We start from the raw sequence: 19,527 nt of genomic DNA on the forward strand, positions 1-19,527 counted from the left end.
GTGCGCCACGCAACGGTCCGGTCCCGGTCGCGCTGAGTTTCACCTAGGGTCGCAGGTTGGTCCGAAGGACGTAGTGCGATTCGAGAGGTAGGCATGGACGTACTGGGGATCGGCAACGCCATCGTGGACGTGCTGTTCCGCACGGACGACGACACCATCCGTGCGCACGAGCTGCCCAAGGGCGGCATGACGCTCATCGACGAGGCCCAGGCCGAGAAGCTCTACACCGAGGCCGGCGACACGACGGAGCGTTCGGGCGGCAGCGTCGCCAACACCATCGCCATCGCCGCTGCCCTGGGCGCGGACACCGGCTACGTCGGCAAGGTCTCGGACGACCGTCTCGGCACCTCGTTCACCGAGTCCATCCGCTCGCACGGGGTCAAGTTCACGACCCCCGCGCTGTCCGGGAGCCCCGCCACCGCGCGGTGCCTGGTGATGGTGACGGGCGACGGCGAGCGCACCATGAGCACGTTCCTGGGCGCCTGCACCGCGCTCGGCCCGGACGACATCGAGCAGGACGACGTCGCCGGCAGCAGGGTCAGCCTCATCGAGGGCTACCTCGCCGACACCGAGCAGGCCCGCAGGACCATCGGCAAGATCGTGGACGCCGCGTCGAAGAGCGAGGCCCGCGTCGGCCTCACGCTGTCCGACGCGGGCTGCGTGGACCGTCACCGCGAGTACTTCCGCGAGCTGACCCGCGAGAACGTCGAGATCCTCATCGCCGACGAGGACGAGGTCGCGGCGCTGGTCGGGGACGACCCCGTCACCTCGCTGCTGCGCGGCCACGGCGGCAACTGCGAGGTCGTCGTCGTCACCCACGGGCCGAAGGGCTCGACGGTGTACGACGCGGACGGCAGCGTCGAGCAGGTCGGGGTCCGCGACGCCGACGAGCTCGTCGACACCACCGGCGCGGGCGACGCCTACGCCGGCGGGTTCCTGTACGGCTGGAGCCGCGGGCTCGACCACGCGACGTCCGGGCGCATCGGCGCCGTCGCGGCGTCGCACGTCGTGGCCCAGCTCGGCGCCCAGCCCCCGGAGGGCCTGCGCGACAAGGTCGCCGCCGAGGTGCCCGGCATCTGACGCCCTGCACACACCACGGCCCCGGACCTCTGCGAGGTCCGGGGCCGCGTGTCGTTCAGGGGGCGATCAGTTGAAGCTGTCGCCGCAGGCGCACGACCCACCCGCGTTGGGGTTGTCGATGGTGAAGCCCTGCTTCTCGATGGTGTCGACGAAGTCGATGACCGCACCCTGGAGGTACGGCGCGCTCATGCGGTCGACCGACACGGTCAGGCCGTTGAAGTCGACCTGGAGGTCGCCGTCCAGGCTGCGGTCGTCGAAGAACAGCTGGTAGCGCAGGCCCGCGCAGCCACCGGGCTGCACGGCGATCCGCAGCGACATGTCGTTGCGGCCCTCCTGGTCGAGCAGGGCCTTCGCCTTCCCTGCCGCGGAGTCGGTCAGCTCCACGCCGTGCGGCTTGGTCTCGGCCTCGGTCGGCGCGGCGGGGTTCTCGACGGTCATGGTTCTCCCTTGAGCTCCCGGGACGGACGTTGTGCACTCGCTCGACGGGCACAACCCGGTCGCGGTGCCGTGTGTTCCCTCGGGGTCCGGATACCCGGCCCCGCGGCCTGATCCCATCGTCGCACACCGTGGGCGGTGCTTCATGCGAGCGCGCTCACGCACCGTCTCTCGGGGTCGAGCTCACGCTTCGCTTCGTCTCCCGTCACCCGGGGGTCTGTTCCCCCACTTCCGCGCGACACCCGCCGCCAGGTCGGCCAGCCGCGCGGCGGGTTCCTCCAGCGCTGCCTCCACCGATCCCGCGTCGGCAGCCACCGAATAGGCGCCCTCGAGCCCGGCCTCGAGCGCCTGGTTGCCACCGATGTGCACCTGACCGGCCAGCGCGATGCACGGCACGCTCCGCTCGCGGGCGCGGGCGGCGACGACCGAGACGAGCTTGCCGTGCAGCGACTGCTCGTCGAGGGCGCCCTCGCCGGTGACGACGAGGTCGGCGCGGTCGAGCTCCGCGTCCAGCCCGGCGACGTCGCGGACCAGCTCCCCGCCCGGCACGCGGGTCGCCCCCAGCGCCGCGAGGGCGGCGCCCAGCCCGCCGGCCGCGCCCGCGCCGGGCTGCGTCGCGAGCCCCGGGAGCCCGCACTCCTCCCCCAGCACGCCGCCCCACGTCGTCAACGCCGCGTCGAGGGCCGCGACGGTGTCCTCGTCGGCGCCCTTCTGCGGCCCGAACACGGCCGCGGCGCCCTGGGGCCCGGTCAGCGCGTGGTCGACGTCGGCCGCGACGACCAGCTCGACGCCGGCGAGGCGCTCGCGGACCCCGGGCAGCCCGACCAGGCGCGCGACCGCCGCCAGTGCGCCCCCGCCGTCGGGCAGCGGGTCGCCGCGGCCGTCGAGGGGCACCGCGCCGAGCGCGGCGAGCATCCCGGCGCCGCCGTCGGTGCAGGCCGAGCCGCCGAGACCGACGACGACCCGCGCGGGCCCCGCCGCGACCGCGGCCCGGACCAGCTCGCCCACGCCCCGGCTCGTCGCGTCCGCGGCCGTCCGCGGGGTGCGCTCGGGCACCAGGTGCAGGCCGCACGCCGACGCCGACTCCACGTACGCGGTCCTGATGGTCGAGCTCCGCTGCGCTTCGTCTCCAGGCCCGACGAGCTCCAGCCACGTCGCCGTCGTCGGCTCCCCCAAGGGGCCGGTGACCTCGACGTCGTGCCGGGTGCCGCCACGCGCGGTGTGCAGGACCTCCACGAAGCCCGTGCCGCCGTCGGCGAGCGGCAGCAGCACGGTCCGGTCGTCGGGGTGCGCGCGCGCCCAGCCCTCCGCCATCGCGGTCGCGGCCTCGGCGGCGGTGAGGCTGCCGCCGAAGGAGTCGGGGGCGAGCAGAACGCGCATGCCGATCACGGTAGGGGGTACGCCGCATGTCCTATCCTGGACGGCGTGAAGTTCCTCCGCCGCGGCACCGCCTCCTCCGAGTCCACCGACGCCTCCGTGTCGGACGCGACCGAGGAGCGTGAGTCCGTGGTGGTGGGCGAGCGCGTGCGCTCGCAGACGGCCGGCAAGGGCCGTCCGACGCCGTCGCGCCGCGACGCGGAGGGCAAGAAGCGCGGCCCCGTGGCGCCCGCGCCGAAGACCCAGCGCGAGGCGATCAAGCGCGCCAAGTCGCTGCGCGGCAGCAAGGAGGAGCGCCGCAACGCCTCCGCCGACCGCCGCAAGCGGATGATGGCCGGCGACGACGCGGTGCTCATGCCCCGCGACCGCGGGCCCGCCCGGGCCTACGCGCGCGATCTCGTCGACGGCCGCCGCAACCTCATGGGCCTGTTCATGCCGCTCGCGGTGGTCATCTTCGCCACCGTGATCATCCCGGTGCCCGCCGTGCAGACCGCGGGCAGCCTGATCTGCCTGATCATGCTCGTGATGATGGCGCTCGAGGGCGTCCTGCTCGGCCGGCACGTGGTCTCGAAGGTGCGGGCGAAGTTCCCGGACGAGCAGGTCGGCGGGCTGTCGTACGGCTGGTACGCGTTCACCCGCGCCACCCAGATCCGCAAGCTGCGGATGCCGGCGCCGCGGGTCGCCCGCGGGACACAGGTGGCCTGATCCCCCGGATCCTGGTCCTCGGCGGGACGCGCTCGGGCAAGTCCGCGTACGCCGAGGGGATGCTCGACGCCGACGCGCCGGGCCTCTACGTGGCGACGGCCCGCGGCGTCGACCCGGCGGTCGACCCCGAGTGGGCCGACCGCGTCGAGGTCCACCGCGCCCGCCGCCCCCGGCACTGGCGCACCGCCGAGGACGTCGACCTCCCCGCCCTGCTGGCCGGCGCGCCGTCCGAGCCGGTCCTCGTCGACGACCTCGCCACCTGGGTCACCGGCCTGCTCGACGACGCCGCCTGGGAGCGCGACGCGCCGTCCGTGGCGGCCGCGCGGGTCGACCTCGTCGCCGCCGTCGGCGGGTTCGCCGGGACGCTCGTGCTGGTGTCGGCCGAGGTCGGGCTCGGGGTCGTGCCCTCGACGAGCGCCGGGCGCCGCTTCCGCGACGAGCTGGGCGCGCTCAACCAGGAGCTCGCGGCCGTCTGTGACGAGGTCTGGCTGCTCGTGGCCGGGGTGCCCCTCCGGCTGCGGTGAGCCCGCTGGATACCGTCGACGGCGTGCAGCCCGCGACCTCGACCGCCTCGTCGAGCACCGTGGCGCCCCCGGACGAGACCGCCCGGCGCGAGGCGCTCGCGGCGCTGGCCGACGGGACCTACGGGCGCCTCGAGGAGCTCGCCGCCTGGCTCGCCGCCTGCCAGGGCCGTGCGCCGGCCCGCGCGCCGCGCCGGGTGCGGGCGGTGCTGTTCGCGGCCGACCACGGGATCGCCGCCGCCGGGGTGTCCGCCCACGCGCCGTCCGAGACCGCGGCCCGGGTCGCCGCCGTGCGTGACGGGTCGGCGCCGGTCTGCCGCTTCGCCGAGACGGCGGGGGCCGGGCTGCGGGTCGTCGACGTGGGCCTCGCCGCACCCGCCGCCGGGGACGCCCGCGACGACCGGGCCGTCGTGCGGGGCGGCGGTCGCCTCGACGTCGAGGACGTGCTGACCGAGGAGCAGGCCGCCGCCGCGGTCCGGGCCGGCCGCGAGGTGGCCGACGAGGAGGTCGACGAGGGCGCCGACCTGCTCGTCGTCGGCGAGCTGGCCGTCGGCGTCAGCACCCCGACCGCCGTGCTCGCCGCGTCGATGACCGGCCGCGAGCCGGTGGCCGCGGTGGGGCGCGGCAGCGGGATCGACGACCGGGTCTGGATGGTGAAGGCCGCCGCGGTGCGCGACGGCCTGTGGCGCGCCCGCTCCGTGCGGCGCGACCCGCAGGGCCTCCTGCGCGTGACCGGCGGGGCGGACCTCGCGGCGCTCGTCGGCTTCCTCGCCCAGGCCGCGCGCCGGCGCACTCCCGTGGTGCTCGACGGCGCCGCGACGTCCGTGGCCGCGCTGCTCGCCGACACCGAGGCACCCGGCGCCCGCGCCTGGTGGGTCGCGGGATCGCGGTGCACCGAGCCCGCGCAGGCGCTCGCGCTCGACGTCCTGGGCCTCGACCCGCTGCTCGACCTGCAGATGCGGGCCGGTCAGGGCACGGGCGCGCTCACGGCGGTCGGTCTGGTGCGCGCGGCCGTCTCCGTGTGAGCACCGTCCGCGCCGGTCTGGCGCTCGCGGTCGCCATGTTCACGGTCGTCCCGGCGCGCGAGTCGCGGATCGACCGGCCGGCGGCGGGCGTCGCGCTGGCCGTGGTGCCGCTGGTCGGCGTGGTGCTGGGCGCGCTGCTCGGGGCGGCGGCGACCGGGCTCGTCGTCCTCGGGGCACCGGGCCTGCTCGGGGGCCTCGTGGCCGTGGGGCTGGGCGCGCTGGCCACCCGCGGCCTGCACCTCGACGGGCTCGCCGACCTCGCCGACGGCCTCGGCAGCCACGGCGACGCCGCCCGCACGCTGGCGGTGATGCGCGACCCGGGCACCGGGGCGTTCGCGGTGGTGTGGCTGGTGATCGTGCTCGGCGTGCAGGCGACCGCGGTCGGCGCGCTGGCGGAGCGGGGCCTGCCTGCCGCGGTCGTGGGCGGCGCGCTCGCCCTGGGTCTCGGGCGCGCGGCGTTCGCGTGGATCGCGCGCCGCGGCGTGCCGGCGGCGTCGCCCGACGGCCTCGGCGCGCTCGTCGCGGGGACCCAGCCGGCGTGGGTGGCGCCGGCGTGGACCGTGGTGCTGGCGGCGGCCGCGTTCCCGGTGCTGGGCTGGCGCGCGCCGGTCGCGGCCCTGCTCGCCGCCGTCGTCGTCGTCCTCGTGACGGCCCACGCGCGCCGGCGCCTCGGCGGCGTGTCCGGCGACGTGTTCGGCGCGTGCGCGGAGCTCGCCGCGACGGCCGCGCTGATCGTCCTGGCGACCGACTGAACGGGGTTACTGGCTGGTATGCCTCGCTGACCGAGAGATACCAGCCAGTAACCGGCCTTGACGGTCAGGCGAGCTTCGTCATCCACCCGCGCGGGTCGGGAGCCGCGCCGCGCTGGATGGCGGTGAGGCGGTCGCGCAGGCGGTGGGTCATCGGGCCGGGCGTGCCGTCGCCGATGTCGTAGCCGCCGCCCTCGTGCTTCACCGTGCCGACCGGCGTGATCACCGCGGCCGTGCCGCACGCGAACACCTCGGTGAGCGTGCCGGCGGCGACCTCCTTCTCCACCTCCTCGGTGGAGATGCGGCGCTCGGAGACCGTGGCGCCCTCCTCGGCGGCCAGCTCGAGCAGCGAGCGGCGGGTGACGCCGGGCAGCAGCGAGCCGGTGAGCTCCGGGGTCACGACCTCGACCGCGCCCGACGAGTCGGTGAACACGAAGAAGAGGTTCATGCCCCCCATCTCCTCGATCCACCGGTGCTCGAGCGCGTCGAGCCACACGACCTGGTCGCAGCCCTGCGCCGACGCCTGGGCCTGCGCGGCGAGCGAGGCCGCGTAGTTGCCGCCGCACTTCGCCTCGCCGGTGCCGCCGGGCACCGCGCGCACGTAGTCGGTGGACAGCCACACGGTGACCGGGGCCAGGCCGCGCGGGAAGTAGGCGCCCGCGGGCGAGGCGATGAGCAGGTAGAGGTACTCCTCGCTGGGCCGCACGCCGAGACCCGTCGACGAGCCGATCATGAACGGCCGCAGGTACAGCGCGTCCTCGCCGCCCGCCTCCGGGACCCAGCGGTGGTCGACCGCGATGAGCTCCTCCAGCGAGCCGAGGAACAGGTCCTCGGGCAGCGGGGGCATCGCGAGGCGCTCGGCCGACCGGGCCATCCGCTGCGCGTTGGCCGCCGGGCGGAAGGCGTGCACCGAGTCGTCGGCCCAGCGGTACGCCTTCAGGCCCTCGAAGATCGTCTGGCTGTAGTGCAGCACGACCGCGGCGGGGTCCATGGACAGCGGGGCGTACGGCCCGACGGTGGCGTCGTGCCAGCCGCGGGCGGCGTCCCAGGAGATCGTGACCATGTGGTCGGTGAAGAACTTCCCGAACCCGGGCGCGGCCAGTACCTCCGCCACACGCTCCGCGGACGCCGGGGCGGGGTGCGGGGTGTGGGCGAAGGTCGTACTCATGCGCTCAGCGTAGACGTTCGGGGAAGGCCGAGGGCCGCGCGTGTCAGGAGACCGGTCACCCGCCCGTCACGCACCACCCAGGCCGCCTCGGAGTCCCCGACGATCGCGCGCGCGGCCTCGATCCCCTCCCCCGCGCCGACGCTCGGCGCCACCGGGCGGACGTGGTCGGCGACGGCGTCGTCGGCGGGCAGACCCTCGAGGTCACGGGCCGTGAGCGCGCCGAGGATCTCCGACGGCGCGGCGGCGCCGGCGTCGCGGTCGTGGGACACCGGCACCGGGCCGGGGACGCCGTCGAGAACCTCGCGGGCGCGCGCCACCGTCCACGACGCGCGCAGCACCGGCAGGTCGACCGCCAGCTCGCCGACCGACCCCGGCTCCTCCTCGGTGAACCCGAGCCGGCGCAGCCACCCGTCGTCGAAGTACTTCGAGAGGTAGGCCCGCCCGGAGTCCGGCGCGATGACCACGACGACGTCGTCGGGACCGAGGTCGCGGGCGACCTGCAGCGCCCCGGCCACGGCCGTCGCCGACGACCCGCCCAGCAGCAGGCCCTCCTCGCGGGCCAGGCGGCGGGCGGTGACCATGGTCGTGCGGTCGTCCACGCGCACGATCTCGTCGGCGACCGAGCGTTCCCAGTTGGCGGGCCACGGGTCGTCGACGGTGGCGGGGTGGCGGTAGTGCCCGATCGCCTCGACGTAGTACGGGCTGCCGTCCCCGCCGCCGTAGGCCGAGGTCGCGGGGTCGACGCCGACCACCCGCACCGGGCCGCGTTCCTTGAGCGCCGACCCCGTGCCCGAGATCGTGCCGCCGGTGCCGATGCCGGCGACGAGGTGGGTGACCGCCCCGCCGGTCTGCTCCCAGATCTCGGGTGCGGTGGTGTCGCGGTGGGCCTGCGGGTTGGCGGCGTTGCCGTACTGGTCGGCGAGCCAGCCGCCGGGGATCTCCGCGGCGACGGTCGCGGCCAGGTTGATCACGTGCCGCGGGTCGTCGCGCGGGAGCCCGCCCGGGGTCAGGCGCACCTCGGCCCCGTAGGCCCGCAGGGCGGCGATCTTCTCGGCGGCGGTGGTGTCCGGGACGACGATCACCGTCCGGTACCCGAGCACCCCGCCGACCAGCGCGAGCCCGATCCCGGTGTTGCCCGACGTCCCCTCGACGATCACCCCGCCCGGCGCCAGCGCCCCGGACCGCTCGGCCGCGCGCACCATCGCCAGCGCCGCGCGGTCCTTCACGCTGCCGCCGGCGTTCTGCCACTCGGCCTTGAGGTAGATGCGCGGGGCCAGCCCGTCGCTCACCCGCCGCAGGCGGATCAGCGGGGTCGCCCCGATCGCGTCGAGCACCGACTCGTGCACCGCACCGGACACGAGTCGTGTCTACACGTCAGGATGGCGTCGTGACGTTCCCGGGCTTCGGCGAGGCGGTCGTCGACTTCTACGAGGGCCTCGAGGCCGACAACACGAAGGCGTACTGGACCGACAACAAGGCGGTCTACGACGAGCAGGTGCGCGCACCGATGGTCGCGCTGCTCGCCGACCTCGAGCCGGAGTTCGGCGCGGGCAAGGTGTTCCGCCCCTACCGCGACGTGCGGTTCGCGGCCGACAAGACGCCGTACAAGGTGCAGTGCGGGGCCACGGCGGGCCCGCACTACGTCCAGGTCTCCGCCGACGGGCTGATGGCGGCCGGCGGCTACTACCGGATGACCTCGGCGCAGGTCGCGCGCTACCGGGCGGCCGTGGACGACGACCGGCACGGCCCGGCGCTCGAGGAGATCGTCGAGGGCCTGCGCTCCGAGGGGTTCACGGTCGGCGGCGAGCAGCTCAAGTCCCGCCCGCGCGGCGTCGACCCCGACCACCCGCGCCTCGGGCTCCTGCGCCACAAGAGCCTCTTCGCCTGGTGCTCCTGGCCGCCGTCGGACGAGCTGCACGAGCCCGGGCTCGCCGACCGCGTCGCGACGACCTGGCGCCGCCTCGCGCCGCTCGGGCAGTGGCTCGACGACCACGTCGGCGTCGACCTCGACGACGCCGCCGAGCGCCCGGGCGGCCGGCGCCGCTGACTCACCGTCACCACGCCCCGGCGCGCCTAGCCTGATCTCCGTGCAGGCGAGGACCCGGGTGGCCGTCGGGACGGGCGTGCTGCTGGTCCTCGCGCTGCTCGCCGGGGTCCTCTGGTGGGCGGCGTCGGAACGCGTGCCCCGCGCGCTGTGGGAGGTCGTCGACCCACCGCCACCGGAGCCGTGCAGCGAGAGCGACCCGACGACGTCCGGCTGCCTGACCCCGACGGCCCTGCGCGTGCACGACGCGGCCGTCGCCCGCTTCGGCGCCCCGGGCCGCGACGCCCCGATCCGCTCGATCACGTGCTGGTCCGAGCACGCCTGGAACCCCTCGAGCGACCACCCGCACGGACGCGCCTGCGACTTCTTCCCCGCCCGGTCCGGGCAGTTCCCGCAGGGTGACGACCTCGCCGCCGGGTGGGCCGTGGCGCACTGGCTGCGGGCGGACGCCCAGCAGCTCGACGTCCGCTACGTCATCTGGCAGGGCCGCATCTGGTACCGCGGGAGCTCCGACGCGGCCGACGGCTGGGGCCGGCCCTACCGGGGCGGTGGCGTGTACGACCCGGAGGACGCCACCGGCGGGCACTACGACCACGTGCACGTCAGCGTGGGGCGCTCATGACGGGATCGGGCCGCTCTCCCAGTCGCGCAGGTTGACCTGGTCGCACTCGAGGGCGAACTCGTCGATCTCCTCCGGCGACGCGCCGCGGGCGAAGCGTTCGGCGAGGCCCCGGAAGTAGTGCTCGCGCGGGTACCGGGAGGCGGGCGACCCGGGCACGAAGAGGATGAGGAACCGGGCCCGCTCGTCGCCGACCGCCGTGAACGCGTGCACGCCGTTGACCGGCACGTGGGCGAAGTCGCCGCTGCCCAGCACCTGCCACTCCCGCCCGCTCATCACGCCGAGGCGCCCGGAGATCACCCAGAACGCCTCGCTGAACCCGGTGTGGAAGTGCGGGACGGCGCCCATCCGCCCGGGTTCCGCGGCGCTCTCGAACAGCCCGTAGCCGCCGCCCGTGACGTCGCCGGGCGCCAGGAAGATCGCCGGGCCGGCCTGCTCGGCCTCGGAACGGAAGCGGAAGACGCCGGGGTCGGAGGCGGGGATCCCGGGACTCTCCGTGGGGAAGCTCACCCCCGCATCCTCACCGCACGTGCGAGGCCACGAAAGGCGGCTTCACGATCTCGCACTCGAGCGCCCGGCCGCGCACGTCGATCGCCACGACGTCGCCCTCGTCGAGGCCCGCGGCGGTGTCGAGCAGGGCGAGCGCGATGCCGGTCTTCAGCGTCGGCGAGAAGGTGCCGGAGGTGGTCTCCCCGACGACGTCGTCGCCACGACGGACGGTCATGTGCCCACGCGGCACCCCGCGCCCGGTGGCCCGCAGGCCCCACGACCGGCGCCGCGGCCCGGCCTCGCGCTCGGCGGCCAGCGCCTCGCGGCCCCAGAACGCGTCCTTCTTCCAGCCGATCGCGAACCCGCACCGCGCCTGGAGCGGCGTGATGTCCGGGCCCAGGTCCTGGCCGTGCAGCGGGAGGCCGGCCTCGGTGCGCAGCGTGTCGCGCGCGCCGAGCCCGGCGGGCAGGCCGCCCTGCTCGCCGACCGCCGCGGCCAGCGCGTCCCACAGCTCCCCGGCGCCGTCGGCCGGGGCGATCAGCTCGTAGCCCCGCTCGCCGGTGTAGCCCGTGCGGCAGACGCGCACCGGGCGACCGGACCACTCCGCGTCGACGAAGGACATGTAGTCCTGGTCCACCGGGAGACCCACGGCCGTGAGGACCTCCGGCGACCGCGGCCCCTGCACCGCCAGCACCACGTGCGCCTCGTGCTCGTCGGCGACCGTGATCCCGTCCGGCGCGACCGCGGTGAGCTGCCGGCCGACGCCCGCCGAGTTGGCGGCGTTCGGGACGGCGAACACCTCGTCGGCGCCGACGAGGTAGAGGATGAGGTCGTCGACGACGCCGCCGTCCTCCGCGCAGCACAGCGTGTACTGCGCCTGGCCCGGGCCGATGCGCGAGAGGTCGTTGGTGAGGCACCGGTCGACGAACGCCGCCGCGGCCGGGCCGCTGATGCGCACCTTGCCGAGGTGGCTCACGTCGAACAGGCCGACGGCCTCCCGGGTGGCCGTGTGCTCGGCCACCGTCCCCGAGTACTGGACGGGCATCTCCCACCCGCCGAAGGGCGCGAAGGAGGCGCCGAGGGCGACGTGGTGATCGTGCAGCGGGCTGCGCCTGGAGTCGGTCACGGTGTCGGACACCCGCGGCACGGTAACCGAGCGCGTCCGGTCCTAGCATGTGATCGACACCGCCGACCTGGGGAGAGACCGCACGTGAGCAGCACCCCCGCCCTCGAGCTCCTCGGCGCCGCGCCGGGTGCCGACGCCCTCTCCGACGCCGACGCGCTCGTCGTCGGCGTCCGTCCCGGGGAGGGTGGTGCGGACCCCGTCGTGGCCGGCGACACGGCCGTCCTCGGCGACCTGGCGGGCGAGCTGCCCGCGCTCGTCGCCCTCCTCGGCGGCACCGGGAAGGCCGAGGAGGTCGTCCGGGTGCCGACGCGCGGGGCGATCGGGACGCCGCTGGTGCTCGCCGTGGGGCTGGGCAAGGAGGCCGCCACGGCGTCCGCCGGCGAGACCCCGGACGTCGCCGAGCAGGTCCGCCGCGCCGCCGGCGCCGCCGCGCGCGCCCTGCACGGGCACGCCGCGCACGTCGTCACCACGCTCTCGACGCTCGACCTCGCCGCGACGATCGAGGGCACGCTGCTCGGCGACTACGCCTTCACCGACTACAAGAAGGCGCCCGAGACGGCGCCGACCGAGCTCGCCCGCGTCGGCCTCGTCGGCGACGGCGACGAGGCGGCGGTCACCCGCGCGGCGACGATCGCCCGGGCCGTCCGGAACGCCCGGGACCTCGTCAACACCCCGCCCAACGACCTCTACCCCGACGCCTTCGCGCAGCGGGCGAAGAGCCTCGCCGAGGCGGCCGGCGTCACCGTCGAGATCCTCGACGAGTCGCAGCTCGCCGAGGGCGGGTTCGGCGGCGTGCTCGGCGTCGGCGGCGGGTCCTCGCGGCCGCCGCGGCTGGTCCGGCTGACCTACAGCCCGGCGAACGCCCGGAAGAAGGTCGCGCTCGTCGGCAAGGGCATCACGTTCGACACCGGCGGCATCTCGATCAAGCCGGCGGCGAACATGGACCACATGACCTCGGACATGTCCGGGGCCGCCGGCGTCGTCGCCGCGACGTGCCTGGCCGCCGAGCTGGGGCTGGACGTCGAGGTCGTCGCCACCGTCCCGATGGCCGAGAACATGCCCTCGGGCACCGCCTACCGCCCGGGCGACGTGCTCACGATGTACGGCGGCACGACCGTCGAGGTCCTCAACACCGACGCCGAGGGCCGCCTCGTCCTCGGGGACGCGATCGCCCGCGCCTGCGAGGACTCCCCCGACTACCTGCTCGAGACCTCCACGCTCACCGGCGCCCAGACCGTCGCCCTCGGCGCGTGGACCCCGGGCGTCATGGGCACCGACGAGTTCCGCGACCGGGTCGCCGGGCACGCGGTGGCCGCCGGCGACGGCGGCTGGGCGATGCCGCTGCCCGAGGAGCTGCGCGGCGACCTCGACTCGCGCGTCGCCGACCTGGCCAACGTCACCAACCACCGCTTCGGCGGGATGCTCGTCGGCGGGATCTTCCTGCGCGAGTTCGTCGCCGACGGCGTGCCGTGGGTGCACCTCGACATCGCCGGCCCGGCCTTCAACACCGGCGGCCCGCACGGGTACACCCCCAAGGGCGGCACCGGAGTGCCCGTCCGGACGATCGCGGCGGTGCTGGATGACATCGCGCACCACGGCTGATCGGCGCCGACGGGGTACAGGGCGAGGTGGAAGGATGAAGCCGGACATCGCCTCCCCGGTGCCACAGCCATCACGAGTGGCGGGCCGGGCCGGGGCCGCCGCACGCCACACGCCGACGCGGGAGAAGCAGCAGTGAGCGACACGTACGACGTCATCATCCTGGGAGCGGGGTCGGGCGGGTACGCCTGCGCGTTCCGGGCCGCGGAGCTCGGCCTCTCGGTCGCGCTGGTGGAGAAGGACAAGGTCGGCGGCACCTGCCTGCACCGCGGCTGCATCCCCACCAAGGCCCTCCTGCACGCCGCCGAGGTCGCCGACTCGGCGCGCGAGGGTGAGCAGTTCGGGGTGAAGAGCTCGCTGTCGGGCATCGATATGAGCGGCGTGAACTCCTACAAGGACAACGTCGTCGCCCGCCTCTACAAGGGCCTGCAGGGCCTGGTGAAGGCCAACAAGGTCACGCTGATCGAGGGCGCCGGCAAGCTCGTCGGGCAGGACACCGTCGAGGTCGACGGGCAGCGCTACCAGGGCCGCAACATCGTCCTGGCCTCCGGCTCGTACTCGAAGACGCTGCCCGGCCTCGAGCTCGGCGGCCGCGTGCTGACCTCCACCGAGGCGATCAACCTCGACTACGTGCCCGAGCGGGTCGTCGTCCTCGGTGGCGGCGTGATCGGCGTCGAGTTCGCCAGCGTGTGGAAGAGCTTCGGCGCCGAGGTCACCATCGTCGAGGCGCTGCCGAACCTGGTGCCCAACGAGGACGAGTTCCTCTCCAAGCAGCTCGAGCGCCAGTTCCGCAAGCGCAAGATCGCGTTCAAGACCGGCACCAAGTTCACGGGCGTCTCGCAGACGTCGGACTCGGTGACGATCTCGCTGGAGACCGGCGAGCAGATCGAGGCCGACCTCCTGCTCGTCGCCGTCGGCCGCGGCCCCAACACCGCCGACCTCGGCTACGAGGAGAACGGCGTCACGCTCGACCGTGGCTTCGTCCCGACCAACGACCGGCTGCACACCGGCGTCGGCAACATCTACGCCGTCGGCGACATCGTCCCCGGCCTCCAGCTGGCCCACCGCGGTTTCCAGCAGGGCATCTTCGTCGCCGAGGAGATCGCCGGGCTGAAGCCGCCGGTGATCGACGAGAAGGGCATCCCGCGGGTCACGTACTGCGAGCCCGAGGTCGCGTCGGTCGGGCTCACCGAGGCGCAGGCCAAGGAGCTCTACGGCGACGTGGCGACGCAGGTCTACGACCTCGCCGGCAACGGCAAGTCGCAGATCCTCAAGACCGCCGGGGCGATCAAGCTCGTCAAGGGCGGCACGGCCGCGGACGCCCCGGTGGTGGGCGTCCACATGATCGGCACGCGGATGGGCGAGCAGGTCGGCGAGGCGCAGCTGATCTACAACTGGGAGGCGCTGCCCGACGACGTCGCCACCCTCATCCACGCCCACCCCACGCAGAACGAGGCCCTCGGGGAGGCGCACCTCGCGCTCGCCGGCAAGCCCCTGCACAGCCACTCCTGACCCCGAGATCTCAGCGAGGAGTTCGAGCACGATGGCCCACTCCGTCCAGATGCCTGCTCTCGGGGAGAGCGTCACCGAGGGCACCATCACCCGGTGGCTCAAGCAGCAGGGTGACCACGTCGACGTCGACGAGCCCCTGCTCGAGGTGTCCACCGACAAGGTCGACACCGAGATCCCGTCGCCCGTCGCCGGCACCGTCCTGGAGCTCAAGGCTGGCGAGGACGACACCGTCGAGGTCGGCGGCGAGCTCGCCGTCATCGGCGAGGAGGGTGAGTCGACCGGCGGCGGTGCCGCGGCGCCGGCGCCGGAGCCCCAGGCGCAGCCCGAGCCGGAGCCTGCGCCGTCGCAGCCAGAGCCCGAGCCGGCGCCGTCCCAGCCCGCCGAGCCCGCCCAGCCCGCGCCCGCCGCGGCGTCGTCCGGGGGCTCCTCCGGCGGCACGACCGTCGAGATGCCCGCGCTCGGCGAGTCGGTCACCGAGGGCACGGTGACGCGCTGGCTCAAGGCCGTCGGCGACACGGTCGACGTCGACGAGCCGCTGCTCGAGGTGTCCACCGACAAGGTCGACACCGAGATCCCGTCGCCCGTCGCCGGCACCGTGCTGGAGCTCAAGGCCGGCGAGGACGACACGGTCGAGGTCGGCGGCGCGCTCGCCGTCATCGGCGACGCGTCCCAGGCCTCCGGCGGCGCCTCGGCCGCGCCGGCGGCGCAGCCGTCGCCGGAGCCCGCGCCGGAGCCCGCACCGGAGCCGGCCCAGCCCGCGCAGCCGGCTCAGCCCGCCGAGCCCGTCGCGGCGTCCGGTGCCGACGACTACGTCTCGCACGAGACCGAGCAGCCCACCACCGCGAGCGGCCCGGCCAACGCCGGCGCGCTCGAGCCGCGTGGTGGGGGCAACGGCACGTCCGCCGCGGCCGACACGGAGGGCTCGGGCAGCACCCCGTCGGGCTCGCCGTACGTCACGCCGCTGGTCCGCAAGCTCGCGGCCGAGCGCGGCGTCGACCTCTCGTCGCTGACCGGCACGGGCGTCGGCGGGCGGATCCGCAAGCAGGACGTCGTCAAGGCGGCCGACGAGCAGGACCAGCAGCAGGCGGCCCCGGCCGGCGACGCCCCGGCCCAGGCCGCCCCGTCGGGCGGGTCCGGCGGCGGCACCGTGCACGGCGGCGAGGTGCAGAAGCCGGCCGCCGCGGGTGCGCGCGGCTCGGCGGGCGCCCCCGCCCCGGACACCTCCGGGCTGCGCGGCACCACGCAGAAGATGTCGCGGCGCCGGCAGACCATCGCCAAGCGCATGGTCGAGTCGCTGCAGGTCTCGGCGCAGCTCACCACCGTCGTCGAGGCCGACGTCACGCGGATCGCGCGGCTGCGCGACCGCGTGAAGGGCGAGTTCCAGAAGCGCGAGGGCGTGAAGCTCTCGTTCCTGCCGTTCATGGCGCTGGCCACCGTCGAGGCGCTCAAGGCCCACCCCGGCGTGAACGCCTCGATCGACACCGAGAAGAGCGAGGTCACCTACCACGGTGCCGAGCACCTCGGCATCGCCGTGGACTCGCCGGCCGGGCTGATCGTGCCGGTCATCCACGACGCCGGGGACCTCAACCTGGCCGGGCTCGCCCGCAAGATCACGGACGTGGCGGACCGCACCCGCGCGAACAAGATCACCCCGGACGAGCTCGCCGGCGGCACGTTCACGATCACCAACACCGGCTCGCGCGGCGCGCTGATCGACACGCCGATCATCAACCAGCCCCAGGTCGCCATCCTGGGCACGGGCGCCGTCGTCAAGAAGCCGGTCGTGCTCCAGGACGACTCCGGCGGCGACGTCATCGCGGTGCGCTCGATGGCGTACCTGTGCCTGTCGTACGACCACCGGATCGTCGACGGCGCCGACGCGGCCCGGTTCCTGGGCACCGTGAAGGACCGCCTCGAGGGCGGCGCGTTCGAGGGCGAGCTGGGCCTGTAGTCCCCCCGGGGCAGGCGGCTGGACCGGTCGCTGCGCTCCACGGAGAACGAACGGCGCTCCCGCTGCTTCGCAAGCAGCGAGAGCGCCGTTCGTTCGTTCCCGGCGTTCCGACCCTCGCGCACCACCCCGGGTCGCGGCGGGCCGGACACTCCGCGACGATCACCCCATGCGCGTCGTCATCGCCGGGTCCTCCGGGCTCATCGGCTCCGCCCTGGTCCCCCGCCTGCGGGAGACGGGCCACGAGGTGGTCCGCCTGGTGCGCCGGACCCCGCAGGCCCCCGACGAGCGGGGCTGGGACCCCGCCGCCGGCCACCTCGCGCCCGGTGCCCTAGAGGGTGCCGACGCCGTGGTCAACCTGTGCGGCGCGGGCATCGGGGACAAGCGCTGGACCGGGGCGCGCAAGCAGGAGCTCCGGGACAGCCGCATGATCCCCACCGACGTGCTCGCGCGCGCCGTCGCCGAGCACGGCATCCCGACGATGGTCAGCGGGTCGGCGGTCGGCTGGTACGGCGACACCGGCGCGATGGCCGTCGACGAGACCGCCCGCCGGGGCCAGGGGTTCCTCGCCGACCTGTGCCGCGACTGGGAGGCGGCCACCGCGCCGGCCGCCGAGGCCGGCGCCCGCGTCGTGCTCGTGCGCACCGGTCTCGTGCTCTCGCCGTCGGGCGGGCTGATGGGGCGGATCAAGCCGCTGTTCCAGTTCGGGCTCGGCGGGAAGCTGGGGTCCGGCTCGCAGTTCTGGCCGTGGATCTCCCTCGACGACGAGGTCGGCGCGATCGTCCACGCGCTCGAGCACGACACCGTCGCCGGCCCGATGAACGCCACCGGCCCCGACCCCGTCACCAACGACGAGTTCACCCGCGTACTGGCCGCGCAGATGCACCGCCCCGCGCCGTGGCTCGTGCCCGGGTTCGCGATGCGCGCGGCGCTGGGCGAGTTCGCCGACGAGGGCGTGCTGGTCAGCCAGCGCGTCATGCCCGGCGTGCTGGAGCGGGAGGGGTTCGCGTTCCGGCACGCCACGCTCACCGAGGCGCTGTCCGCCGTCCTCGACGGATCATGAGCGGGGACCCGGACGCGGAGCGCAGCGGAGCCGGACCGTCGACACTGCCCGACGCCGTCGACGTCGTCGTGGTCGGCGCCGGGCTCGCGGGCCTGCGCGCGGCGCAGACGGTGGCGCGCGCCGGGCGCTCGGTGGTCGTGTGCGAGGCGGGCGACGGGGTCGGCGGGCGGGTGCGCACCGACGTGGTCGACGGCTTCCTCGTCGACCGTGGGTTCCAGATCCTCAACACCTCGTACCCGGCGCTGCGCGCGGCCGTCGACCTCGACGCCCTCGACCTGCGCCGCTTCGTGCCCGGCGCGGCGGTCCGGGACGGCGACGGTCGCCTGCACCGCCTCGCCGACCCCCGCCGCGTGCCGACCTGGGCCCCGCGGACCGCGCTCGACGGGCTGCTCGGACCCGGCGACAAGGCCCGGATCGGCGCGCTGACCCTGCGCGCGCTCACGGTCCCGCCGAAGCGCCAGGCCCGGGCGCCGGAGCGCTCGACCGCCGACGAGCTGGCGCGCTGGGGCCTCGGGGGCGCGCCGACCGAGACGTTCCTGCGCCCGTTCCTCGCCGGCGTGCTGGGCGACCGGGACCTGGGGACGTCCTCGCGCGTCTTCTCGCTGTTCTGGCGGAGCTTCGCCCGCGGCGACCTGACGCTGCCCTCGCGCGGCATCGGCGCCGTCACCGCCCAGCTCGCGGCGCGCCTGCCCACCGGGACCGTCCTGCTCGACACCCCCGCCGAGCAGGTGACCCCCGGCGCCGTCCGGACCCCGCGCGGCACCGTGCGGGCCGGCGCGGTGATCGTCGCGACCGAGGGCACGTCCGCGGCGTCGCTGCTCGCGGGGCGGGTGCCGCCGCCGCGCACGTTCGCGCTGACCACGCACTTCCACGTCACCGCCGACCCGCCGACGCGCCAGGCGCTGCTGCACCTCGACGGGACGGGTGGGCCCGTGGTCAACACCATGGTGCTGACGGCCGCCGCGCCGTCCTACTCCCCCGACCACCGCCATCTCGTCGCCAGCACCGTCCTCGGCGCCGAGCCGCTGCGCGACGTGGCGCTGCGGGCCGAGCTGACGCGGATCTGGGGCACGCCGGTCGGGGCGTGGGACGAGCTGACCACGGTGCGCGTGCCGCACGCCCTGCCCGCCGCGGTGCCGCCGACCCCGGCGGGCCTGCGCCGCGCCGTCGACGTCGGCGACGGCCTGTTCGTCGCCGGCGACCACCGCGACACCCCGTCGGTGCAGGGCGCGCTGGTCAGCGGGCGGCGTACGGCACAGGAGGCGCTGCGGTACCTCGATGCGGGGGTAGCGTCGCGGGCGTGAGTCGCTCCAGTCGCGCCGCCGGCGAGCCCGTCGAGGTCCACGAGCTCGGCACCGTCGACTACCTCGAGGCCTGGGAGCGCCAGCGCGCCCACGCCGACGCGCGGGTCGCGGGCACCGGCCCGGACGTCCTGATGCTGCTCGAGCACCCGTCGGTGTACACGGCCGGGCGCCGCACGCTGCCCGAGGAGAAGCCGCTCGACGGCACGCCGGTGATCGACGTCGACCGCGGCGGCAAGATCACCTGGCACGGACCGGGGCAGCTCGTCGGCTATCCGATCATCCGGCTCGCCGAGCCCGTCGACGTCGTCGAGCACGTCCGGCGCCTCGAGCAGGCGCTCATCGCCGTCTGCGACGGCTACGGCCTGACCGTCGGGCGGATCGACGGCCGCAGCGGCGTGTGGCTGCCCGCCGACGACCGCGGGCCCGCCCGCAAGATCGCCGCGATCGGCGTGCGCGTGGCCCGCGGGACCACGCTGCACGGCTTCGCGCTCAACGCCGACCCGGACCTCGCCGCGTTCGGCGCGATCGTGCCGTGCGGGATCCGCGACGCCGGGGTCACCAGCCTCACCGCGGAGCTCGGGCGCCATGTCGGCGTCGACGAGGTCCGCGACGACACGCGAGAGGCGGTCCTGGCGGCGCTCGACGGCACGCTGGAGATCACCGACCGCACGCTCCCGACGCCCGCCGACGAGGCGCACGACGTCACCGTCGGCGGCCTGACCGTCCGCGTGGGCGCCGCGCGCTGATCAGGGCGTCGGCGGAT

At 75.4% G+C, this 19,527-nt stretch carries 19 protein-coding genes; 13 read left to right on the top strand and 6 right to left on the bottom strand.

Going from position 1 to position 19,527, the window contains the following annotated elements:
* The first annotated feature begins 93 nt into the window (after positions 1 to 93).
* Entirely contained in the window at positions 94 to 1,080 is a 987-nt protein-coding gene (locus tag EV188_RS19210) for an adenosine kinase (RefSeq protein ID WP_133827909.1), read from the top strand.
* Between the two features lie 66 nt (positions 1,081 to 1,146).
* Here EV188_RS19210 and EV188_RS19215 read toward each other — a convergent pair whose 3' ends face one another.
* Positions 1,147 to 1,518, bottom strand: a complete 372-nt coding sequence (locus tag EV188_RS19215) for a HesB/IscA family protein (protein ID WP_133827910.1) — start codon at positions 1,516 to 1,518, stop codon at positions 1,147 to 1,149.
* 180 nt (positions 1,519 to 1,698) lie between these two features.
* Entirely contained in the window at positions 1,699 to 2,895 is a 1,197-nt protein-coding gene (locus tag EV188_RS19220) for a glycerate kinase family protein (protein ID WP_133827911.1), read from the bottom strand.
* Between the two features lie 45 nt (positions 2,896 to 2,940).
* Between EV188_RS19220 and EV188_RS19225 the strand changes: the two genes are divergently transcribed.
* Genes EV188_RS19225 through EV188_RS19240 form a run of 4 tightly spaced genes read left to right on the top strand, consistent with a single transcriptional unit; the run spans position 2,941 to position 5,895 of the window.
* Positions 2,941 to 3,597 (top strand): DUF3043 domain-containing protein, encoded by a 657-nt coding sequence (locus EV188_RS19225; RefSeq protein WP_133827912.1) that lies wholly within the window; start codon positions 2,941 to 2,943, stop codon positions 3,595 to 3,597.
* Positions 3,594 to 4,121, top strand: a complete 528-nt coding sequence (gene cobU / locus EV188_RS19230) for a bifunctional adenosylcobinamide kinase/adenosylcobinamide-phosphate guanylyltransferase (RefSeq protein ID WP_133827913.1) — start codon at positions 3,594 to 3,596, stop codon at positions 4,119 to 4,121. The genes EV188_RS19225 and cobU overlap by 4 nt, the downstream gene beginning before the upstream one ends.
* 23 nt (positions 4,122 to 4,144) lie before the next feature.
* Positions 4,145 to 5,143: a nicotinate-nucleotide--dimethylbenzimidazole phosphoribosyltransferase gene (locus EV188_RS19235; RefSeq protein WP_243741831.1), complete on the top strand. Its 999-nt coding sequence runs from the start codon at positions 4,145 to 4,147 to the stop codon at positions 5,141 to 5,143.
* Positions 5,140 to 5,895: an adenosylcobinamide-GDP ribazoletransferase gene (locus tag EV188_RS19240; RefSeq protein WP_243741832.1), complete on the top strand. Its 756-nt coding sequence runs from the start codon at positions 5,140 to 5,142 to the stop codon at positions 5,893 to 5,895. Before EV188_RS19235 ends, EV188_RS19240 begins: the two co-directional genes overlap by 4 nt.
* Positions 5,896 to 5,959: 64 nt before the next feature.
* Here the strand turns inward: EV188_RS19240 and EV188_RS19245 are convergent, their stop codons facing one another.
* Positions 5,960 to 7,060, bottom strand: a complete 1,101-nt coding sequence (locus tag EV188_RS19245; protein WP_133827914.1) for a branched-chain amino acid aminotransferase — start codon at positions 7,058 to 7,060, stop codon at positions 5,960 to 5,962.
* Complete coding sequence (locus EV188_RS19250) at positions 7,057 to 8,418, bottom strand: PLP-dependent cysteine synthase family protein (protein WP_133827915.1); 1,362 nt, start codon at positions 8,416 to 8,418, stop codon at positions 7,057 to 7,059. The genes EV188_RS19245 and EV188_RS19250 overlap by 4 nt, the downstream gene beginning before the upstream one ends.
* A gap of 29 nt (positions 8,419 to 8,447) precedes the next feature.
* On the opposite strand from EV188_RS19250, the gene EV188_RS19255 reads away from it, so the two are divergent.
* Positions 8,448 to 9,107 (top strand): DUF2461 domain-containing protein, encoded by a 660-nt coding sequence (locus tag EV188_RS19255; protein WP_133827916.1) that lies wholly within the window; start codon positions 8,448 to 8,450, stop codon positions 9,105 to 9,107.
* A gap of 40 nt (positions 9,108 to 9,147) precedes the next feature.
* Positions 9,148 to 9,726, top strand: a complete 579-nt coding sequence (locus tag EV188_RS19260; RefSeq protein WP_133827917.1) for a VldE C-terminal domain-containing protein — start codon at positions 9,148 to 9,150, stop codon at positions 9,724 to 9,726.
* On the opposite strand, the gene EV188_RS19265 is transcribed toward EV188_RS19260, so the two are convergent.
* A complete protein-coding gene (locus EV188_RS19265) occupies positions 9,721 to 10,233 on the bottom strand; it encodes a cupin domain-containing protein (RefSeq protein WP_133827918.1) in 513 nt (170 codons plus the stop codon). The two genes, EV188_RS19260 and EV188_RS19265, sit on opposite strands and share 6 nt — an antisense overlap.
* A 10-nt stretch (positions 10,234 to 10,243) precedes the next feature.
* On the bottom strand, positions 10,244 to 11,350 hold the full coding sequence (gcvT, locus tag EV188_RS19270; RefSeq protein WP_243741833.1) for a glycine cleavage system aminomethyltransferase GcvT: 1,107 nt from the start codon (positions 11,348 to 11,350) through the stop codon (positions 10,244 to 10,246).
* Between the two features lie 72 nt (positions 11,351 to 11,422).
* Between gcvT and EV188_RS19275 the strand changes: the two genes are divergently transcribed.
* From EV188_RS19275 to lipB, 6 genes are all read left to right on the top strand, one after another.
* Entirely contained in the window at positions 11,423 to 12,940 is a 1,518-nt protein-coding gene (locus EV188_RS19275; protein ID WP_133827919.1) for a leucyl aminopeptidase, read from the top strand.
* A 132-nt stretch (positions 12,941 to 13,072) separates the two neighbouring features.
* Complete coding sequence (gene lpdA, locus EV188_RS19280; RefSeq protein WP_133827920.1) at positions 13,073 to 14,449, top strand: dihydrolipoyl dehydrogenase; 1,377 nt, start codon at positions 13,073 to 13,075, stop codon at positions 14,447 to 14,449.
* A 31-nt stretch (positions 14,450 to 14,480) separates the two neighbouring features.
* Positions 14,481 to 16,400, top strand: coding sequence for a 2-oxoglutarate dehydrogenase, E2 component, dihydrolipoamide succinyltransferase (gene sucB, locus EV188_RS19285; protein WP_133827921.1), 1,920 nt, complete (start codon positions 14,481 to 14,483; stop codon positions 16,398 to 16,400).
* A gap of 166 nt (positions 16,401 to 16,566) precedes the next feature.
* Positions 16,567 to 17,460 carry a TIGR01777 family oxidoreductase gene (locus EV188_RS19290; RefSeq protein ID WP_133827922.1) on the top strand — a complete coding sequence of 298 codons (894 nt, stop codon included), beginning with the start codon at positions 16,567 to 16,569 and terminating at the stop codon, positions 17,458 to 17,460.
* The gene (locus tag EV188_RS19295; RefSeq protein WP_133827923.1) at positions 17,457 to 18,764 is read left to right on the top strand and encodes an NAD(P)/FAD-dependent oxidoreductase; all 1,308 of its coding nucleotides are present in this window, start codon (positions 17,457 to 17,459) and stop codon (positions 18,762 to 18,764) included. The genes EV188_RS19290 and EV188_RS19295 overlap by 4 nt, the downstream gene beginning before the upstream one ends.
* Positions 18,761 to 19,510 (top strand): lipoyl(octanoyl) transferase LipB, encoded by a 750-nt coding sequence (gene lipB / locus EV188_RS19300; RefSeq protein ID WP_133827924.1) that lies wholly within the window; start codon positions 18,761 to 18,763, stop codon positions 19,508 to 19,510. The genes EV188_RS19295 and lipB overlap by 4 nt, the downstream gene beginning before the upstream one ends.
* Positions 19,511 to 19,527 lie beyond the last annotated feature (17 nt).

Source organism: Actinomycetospora succinea (assembly GCF_004363095.1).
GTDB lineage: Bacteria > Actinomycetota > Actinomycetes > Mycobacteriales > Pseudonocardiaceae > Actinomycetospora > Actinomycetospora succinea.

What these genes read in the sequence shown, in the direction of transcription:
- EV188_RS19290 (WP_133827922.1), top strand. Translation starts at nt 16,567, where the DNA reads ATGCGCGTCGTCATCGCCGGGTCCTCCGGGCTCATCGGCTCCGCCCTG.
- EV188_RS19245 (WP_133827914.1), bottom strand. Translation starts at nt 7,060, where the DNA reads ATGAGTACGACCTTCGCCCACACCCCGCACCCCGCCCCGGCGTCCGCG.
- EV188_RS19210 (WP_133827909.1), top strand. Translation starts at nt 94, where the DNA reads ATGGACGTACTGGGGATCGGCAACGCCATCGTGGACGTGCTGTTCCGC.
- EV188_RS19220 (WP_133827911.1), bottom strand. Translation starts at nt 2,895, where the DNA reads ATGCGCGTTCTGCTCGCCCCCGACTCCTTCGGCGGCAGCCTCACCGCC.
- EV188_RS19215 (WP_133827910.1), bottom strand. Translation starts at nt 1,518, where the DNA reads ATGACCGTCGAGAACCCCGCCGCGCCGACCGAGGCCGAGACCAAGCCG.
- EV188_RS19295 (WP_133827923.1), top strand. Translation starts at nt 17,457, where the DNA reads ATGAGCGGGGACCCGGACGCGGAGCGCAGCGGAGCCGGACCGTCGACA.
- sucB (WP_133827921.1), top strand. Translation starts at nt 14,481, where the DNA reads ATGGCCCACTCCGTCCAGATGCCTGCTCTCGGGGAGAGCGTCACCGAG.